This window comes from Okeania sp. SIO2F4 (genome assembly GCF_010672385.1).
GTDB lineage: Bacteria > Cyanobacteriota > Cyanobacteriia > Cyanobacteriales > Microcoleaceae > Trichodesmium.
Map to the genome: position 1 here is coordinate 1 of NZ_JAAHGT010001350.1, position 1,663 is coordinate 1,663.

General features: G+C 36.5%; 2 protein-coding genes. Both read right to left on the minus strand.

Annotated elements, in window-relative coordinates:
- Positions 1-193 (minus strand): hypothetical protein (locus tag F6K22_RS40320; RefSeq protein WP_293110716.1); only part of this gene is annotated, 193 nt, incomplete at its 3' end.
- A 1,037-nt stretch (positions 194-1,230) separates the two neighbouring features.
- Positions 1,231-1,521, minus strand: a complete 291-nt coding sequence (locus tag F6K22_RS40325) for a hypothetical protein (protein ID WP_293110717.1) — start codon at positions 1,519-1,521, stop codon at positions 1,231-1,233.
- Between the last annotated feature and the right edge of the window lie 142 nt (positions 1,522-1,663).

A 1,663-nucleotide genomic window follows, 5' to 3' on the forward strand; every position in this document is an offset into this window, starting at 1 on the left:
CATCAGCTATCGCTTGAGCTTCAGCCGCGTTGCCATAGATGTGAACTTGGGAATATATGTCGTTTTTGACTACAGTGTTAAAGTATTCTTTGACATATACATCTTTTTTGAAGTAGCTGTCGAATTTCACACCACCGCCACCGAGTACTTCTTCGTTGGCAGTTTCTAAGTAGTTTAATTCAGAAATAATCATTGTGTGTTGCCTTATTTTTTTTCAAACAGTTTGGTTTGGTTTGACATTTTTAATATAAGCAAAATAATTCGGGAATGGTTGCCAATTTGGCAGATGTATTTAAAAAAAATAGACTAATTTTTATCTAGGCTTTTCGCCATCAAAAGCTGCTTAATTCTTGAAGAGAATTAAGCAATTATGATAGTATTACCAGGATTTAGTACAAATCAAAAAGTAAATAAGCCCTAAGTTTTTAGCCTAGCAAAAAGGTTAAAATGCGTCATATTTTAACCATTAAATACCAGAAAAAAATTTTTTTACGATTCTTCTTTGATGACTCCATGACGAGTTTTCAGTTGAGCAATTATTTATTTTTCTTTAACTCAACCAAGGCTTAATTTTTGGGGATAACCTGAAATCATATGATTAGATATAATTAGTCATTTTTCAGGTTGGATTATGACAAAATTATCGCAGATTTGATGATTTTATTGACTTGAAGTTTTGTGAGAAAAATCATGATTTTTCTAGTCTCAAAATGTGATTGATTGATAATTTTGACAAAGCTCTAATCAATGATAATTTTGAGTCGTGACAGATTAACACACTGTTGTTTTCGGGACTAGGCATTTCTACCTCGAAAACTCAGCTCTGACAAGACTTCCGTATTTAGCGATCGCTCTGTTTGTGATCGCTCCGGGTATTACCTTCTGCTCTGGTGTGGCTCAAAATTGTTAACTAAGAGCAACTCCAGAGAAATTATATACTTTCTAAAAAACTTGAAACCCTGATGATATTACGTTTTTTCTTGATAGGGGTAGCCACAAAGGTTAGGACATATTCAAACGCTCAAACCACCGAATAGCAATAATCAATCTTCTGCCTTTGGCTATACATCAGAATTAATTTGAGCGCTGAAAATTTTTTCCAGTTTTCAGCGACTTTGATCACATTCATTTTCAGCTTGTTGCCAAGTTTTCAGCTCCTGATGGGTATTGAGCAGGGGAAAACTTGACCAAGCCACTCAGATCCCCAATCTGGGCTCAATCAAATTGGAATTAGTAAACAACAGCAATTGATTTGCTGAAGGACTCAGAACTGTAGTCAGTAGCTTGAGCACTAGTGTCGGTGATTGTTTTGGTATTTTTGCCATAAGCATTAGCTATCGCTTGAGCTTCAGCCGCGTTGCCATAGATGTGAACTTGGGAATATATGTCGTTTTTGACTACAGTGTTAAACTTTTCTGTGACATACACATCCTTTTTGAAGTAGCTGTCGAATTTAACACCACCGCCACCAAGTACTTCTTCGTTGGCAGTTTCTAAGTAGTTTAATTGTGAAATAATCATTGTGTGTCTCCTGAGTTACAGTCAGTGGGGATTTCCCTATCCCTCACCTCTGCTTCACCCCCCGTGCAAAGGTGGAATTTGAGCGCTGAAAACTGGAAAAAGTTTTCAGCGACTCTTCTCACATTCATGTTCAGGTTGTTGA